Below are 4,993 nucleotides of genomic sequence, written 5' to 3' on the forward strand. Positions count from 1 at the left end.
GCCGCGGCCTCCAGCTCGTACGCCGCCTCCAGCAGCGTCCGCTCCTCCCCGATCCGCCCCGAGAGCATCACGCCCACCGGCAGGCCGTCCGCGGTGCGGCCCGGCGCGGGCAAGGAGACCGCGGGGCTGCCGCACACGTTGTTGACCGGCGTGAACGCCACGTACGACTTCAGCCGGGTGATCAGCTCGGGGAACGGCACGGCCGGCGACAGGTGCCCCAGCCGAGGCGTGGTGTGCGCGAGGACGGGGGAGAGGACCACGTCGTACCGTGCCGCGGAGTGCTCGTACGCCTCCCACGCCGCGCGCCGCAGGCGCCGCAGCACGGCCGGGGTGGAGTGCCACCGCCGGAGGTACTGCCCGCGCAGGCCCTGGCTGAGGCCGTCCATCCGCCGCCGGTCGAAGCGCCGGTCCATCAGCAGGCGGCCGGTGGCGCCGGCGAGGAACGCCAGCATCCCCCAGTAGGTGACGAAGTCCTCCTCGAACCGCGCGTCCAGCGGCATCCGGTACGGCTCCACCCGGTGCCCGAGCCCCTCCAGGGTGGTCGCCGTGGCGGTGACGGCGGCACGGGTGACGTCGTCGGTGACCGTCCCGGTGGGGGAGTCCAGGAGCAGGCCGACGCGCAACCGCCGCCCGCCCGGCCCCTCCACCCTGCCGATCGGCGGCAACTTCGCCGCGGGGCGGGCCAGTTCGGCGGCGGCGAGGAACGCCGCGGTGTCGCGCACGGTGCGGGTCACCGCTCCGTCCACGACGATGTCGATCGGCAGGCTGCGCCCCGTCTCGTTCGCGGCCATGCGGCCCCGGGTCGGCTTGAGCCCGACCAGACCGCAGACGGCGGCGGGGATGCGGATGGAACCTCCGCCGTCGTTGGCGTGCGCGATCGGCACGGCCCCGGCCGCGACCAGGGCGGCGCTGCCCCCGGAGGAACCGCCCGCCGAGAACTCGGTGTTCCACGGGTTGCGGACCGGTTCGGCGTCCTCGAACTCGGTGCTGGCGTTGAAGCCGAACTCCGGCAGGCGCGTCTTGCCCAGCACGGTCATCCCGGTGGCGGTGAACTGCCGGGTGAACGGGGCGTGCCGCGGGGCCGGGCGCGGGGTGAAGGCGGCGGTGCCGTGACCGGTGGGCAGCCCCGCGTAGGTGGTGTTGTCCTTGACCAGGGTGGGGATTCCCGCCAGCGGGCCGTCCCCGGGCGCCGAGGCGATGCCCGCCTCGAAGGCCTCCACCCGCATCGCGTGGAGCCTGCCGTCCACGGCGCGTATCCGCTCGGCCGCGGCCCGCGCCACCTCCGCCGCGCTCACCTCGCCCGCCTTCAGACGCGCCAGCAGCCCGACCGCGTCGTCCGTGCCGAGGGCGTCGTCCCGGAAGGCGAGCACCGGCGCGGGCGCGCCGTCCGACACCGGGTTGACGGACGCGTCGGCTGCGGTCATCGGGTCCTCCGTACGTCGGGCGGCTGCCCCGGGCCCGGGGCACGGCGAGCGTACTCGGATCGTCGGCGGGCCCGACAGCCCCCCGCGGAGGGCGGCGGCACACCCCCGTCGTGCGCGGACGCCGAGGTGGGGGATAGGTTCCCCCGGACCCCGGCGGCGGCCGGGGAGGAGCGAAGAAGGAGGGAAGCGGATGACGAAGGTCGACCTGGTCGAGGACGGCGGCCGCTGGACGCTGACACTGGACGACCCGGACCGCCGGAACTGCCTCGACGAGGCGATGTGCCGCGAGCTCGGCGAGGCCGTCGCCACGGTGGCGGGAGACCCGGACGCCCGGACCCTGGTGGTCACCGGGGCCGGCTCCGCGTTCTGCGCCGGTGCCGACCTGCCCGCGCTGTTCGGGGACACGGGACGGCCGGTGGCCGAGGTGCGCGAGCACCTGCACCGTGTGTACGAGAGCTTCCTCGGCCTGCGGAAGCTGAGGATCCCGACCGTCGCCGCGGTACAGGGGCCCGCCGTGGGCGCCGGGTTCAACCTCGCGATGGCGTGCGACGTCCGGGTGGCGGGTCCGCGGGCCTCGTTCGCGGCGACCTTCACCCGCATCGGGCTGCACCCGGGCGGTGGCTGCACCTGGTTCCTGGTCGACGCGCTGGGCCCGCAGAAGGCACTGGCCCTGCTGCTGGACGGCGGCACGCTGGACGCCGGGACGGCGGTGCGGGAGGGGGTGGCGCTGCGCGTCGCCGAGGACCCGGTCGCGGCCGCCCACGAACTCGCCGCCCGCTGGGCGGCGGTGGACCCCGCGCTGGTCAGGGACATCAAGCGGGCGGTCGGCATCGCCCGGACCGGCGACTTCGGCGCGACCCTCGAGTTCGAGTCCTGGGCCCAGGCGTCCACCGCCACCGGTGAGGAGATCCAGCGGGCGGTGGAGCGCTTCCGCAGGCGCTGAAACGGACGGCCGGCTGTGCGTCCGCCGTGCCCGGGGCCGCCGTGATGGGCCCCGGCACAGTTCTGGCGCGGCCCGTCTTGCCGCGGCCGGGAAGCCCTCGGGATGGTGCGGGGACGAGCGCGTTCCCGAGCCGTCCGCGAGAGGTGGAACACCGTGTCACGAGACACCGCGTCACCAGGAGCCGCGCCCCACGGCCCCGAACCCCACGGCCCCGCGTCCCACAACCCCGCATCCCGCGGCGGCACGCCGCATGACCCGGCGTCCGGTGGCACGACGTCACCGCACGCCGCGTCACCTGGTTGGGTGTCACCTGGTTGGGTGTCACTTGGCCGGGTGTCACCTGGCCCTGTGTCGCCCGGCGCCGTGCCGGCGGGCACGTTCGCCCTCGGCGTCGCGTCACGCGAGCTCTCGACGCGACGCTCCGCGTCCCGAGGATCCGTCGTGCTCAGGCGGCTCCTCACCCTGTTGTCCGCACTGGTCGTCCTCTGCGCCCTGCCGGCGCCCGCCCTGGCCGTGGAGGACGGCGCGGGAAGCGCGGACCCGCTCCGCCCGGTGATCTTCATACACGGATCCAGCGGCTCCGGCGGCCAGTTCGAGACACAGGCCCGCAGACTGACCGGCAACGGCTTCCCGGCCGCGCTGATCGAGACCCACGAGTACGACTCGACCTTCGCCACCACCACTCCCGAGGCGGTGTACGCCGCGCTGGACGCGCGCATCGACCGGCTGCTCGAACGCAGCGGCGCCGACCGCGTAGACCTCCTCGCCCACTCGCTGGGCACCCTGCTGACACAGTCCTACCTCCGCGGTTCGCCGGCCCGCGCCGCCAAGGTCGCCCACTACGTCAACCTGGACGGACGCACCTCGCCCGACCTGCCCGGCGGCGTGCCGACCCTGGCCGTCTGGGGCGAGGGGGACCCGTCCCGCGCCGTCGGCGGGGCGCGCAACGTGTACTTCACCGGCCAGGGACACACCGAGACGGTCACCTCCGAGGAGACCTTCGCCGAGTTCTACCGCTTCCTCCACGGCGAGGCCCCGCGCACCACCCGCATCGTGCCGGAGCTGTACATCACCCTCTCCGGCCGGGCGCTGCTGTTCCCCTCCAACGTGCCGGTCGAGGGCGTGCGGCTGGAGATCCACCGGGTCGACCCGCTCACCGGCGCGCGGCTCGGCAGCAGGCCGGAGGCGGTCCAGGTGCTCGGGGCGGACGGCGCCTGGGGGCCCGTCAGGGCCAAGGGGACGGCCCACTACGAGTTCGCGCTGGTGTGGGACGAGCACTCCACCCACCACCTGTACTTCCCGCCGTTCGAACGCTCCGACCACCTGGTGCGGCTGCTCACCAGCCGTCCCGGCGAGGGCGTCTCCGGCCAGGTCGAGACCGGCGACGGGCACTCGGCGCTCACCGTCACCCGGCAGAAGGAGTGGTGGGGCGACCAGGGCGAGGCGGGGGACACCCTCTCCGTCGAGGGCACCCAGCTGCTGAACGCGGCCAACACCCCGCGTGCCAAGCGGACCATCGGCCTCTTCGCCTTCGACGCCGGGTCCGACCGGGTCACCGACCTCTCGGCCCCGCTGTCGCCCTTCTTCGAGACGCCGTTCCTCACCGGCGTGGACGTGTACCTCCCGGCCACGTCACGGTGGTCCCGGCCGCTCACCCTGGTGTCCCGGCCCCGGGGCGAAGGCGGACGGACCGACGTGCTGAGGGTGCCGGCCTGGCCGTCGAGCACCGACCGGATCTCCGTCCAGTTCAACGACCACTGACCACCGGACGCGTACCTGCCCACCTGTGGCCCGCCCGTCGCCGGAGGGAGGTCCCGCGGGCCCCCGCAGACAGGACCGACTTCATGAAGCGCTGCCGGCCAGGGCGTGCCAGGCCGGTCATGCGCGGCGCCGGACGGCGAGGGGTGCCGGGCCATTCCTGTGACGGACCGATGACGGACCTGCCGATCTCCTCCGCCGGCCAGTCGGCGTGCCGTTCCTCGGACCCGTCGCGGTTCCTGCGGCGCACGTGGACGAGCACGGTGTGGTCGTCGGAGGGTTCGTCGAGACTCAGGGTGCGGCAGTTGAACGGCAGGGAGACGGCGGCGTTGTCGGCTTCGCCGCGGATGCCGTGTTCCGGCAGGTCGGGCCACACCAGCCCCGACCACCAGATCTCGCCGATGTCCGGTCCGGCCAGGGCTCGGGCCAGGGCCAGGGCTCCGGCCGGGGCGGCGAACTCTTCCTCGATGCTGCCGACGGTCCGGTATGCCATCGATGCCCCCAGCGGCAGGTGGGAAGCGAGGAAAGCCGGATCGCTGGACAACGCGAGCGCGTGGACACCGCCGTGCAAGCCCGTGGGGTCGACGTCCACCGACACCTCCGGGGGCTCCTGGCCGCCGCGGCCCGGGCTCCACGCGGGACCGGGAAGCAGCACCCCGGTCGTGCACGGCGGGGGGTGTTCAGGGGCCGAGCGTCATCCAGGGCCGGTCCGGCCGGCCTCGCGGGCGGCGCGGGCGTCGGCGAGCGCGTCCAGTTCCCGCATCGCCTCGGCGTGCGCGCTCATCCGCCGGCTCAGACTGCCGTGGGTGACCAGCGCGGCGCCGACGACCGAGGCCGGGACGGAGAGGCCGAGGACCGCCAGCGCCTC

At 74.8% G+C, this 4,993-nt stretch carries 4 protein-coding genes; 2 read left to right on the forward strand and 2 right to left on the reverse strand.

Annotated elements, in window-relative coordinates:
* Positions 1-1,424, reverse strand: a 1,424-nt coding sequence (locus HW445_RS18070; RefSeq protein WP_180222036.1) for an amidase, incomplete at its 3' end; no start/stop codon positions are given.
* A 190-nt stretch (positions 1,425-1,614) separates the two neighbouring features.
* On the opposite strand from HW445_RS18070, the gene HW445_RS18075 reads away from it, so the two are divergent.
* Positions 1,615-2,367: an enoyl-CoA hydratase gene (locus HW445_RS18075; protein WP_180222037.1), complete on the forward strand. Its 753-nt coding sequence runs from the start codon at positions 1,615-1,617 to the stop codon at positions 2,365-2,367.
* 441 nt (positions 2,368-2,808) lie between these two features.
* Entirely contained in the window at positions 2,809-4,128 is a 1,320-nt protein-coding gene (locus tag HW445_RS18080; protein ID WP_218957117.1) for a hypothetical protein, read from the forward strand.
* Here the strand turns inward: HW445_RS18080 and HW445_RS18085 are convergent.
* Complete coding sequence (locus tag HW445_RS18085; protein WP_180222039.1) at positions 4,115-4,618, reverse strand: hypothetical protein; 504 nt, start codon at positions 4,616-4,618, stop codon at positions 4,115-4,117. The two genes, HW445_RS18080 and HW445_RS18085, sit on opposite strands and share 14 nt — an antisense overlap.
* Positions 4,619-4,993 lie beyond the last annotated feature (375 nt).

The sequence above is a fragment of the Streptomyces sp. UH6 genome (assembly GCF_013421635.1).
GTDB lineage: Bacteria > Actinomycetota > Actinomycetes > Streptomycetales > Streptomycetaceae > Streptomyces > Streptomyces abyssomicinicus.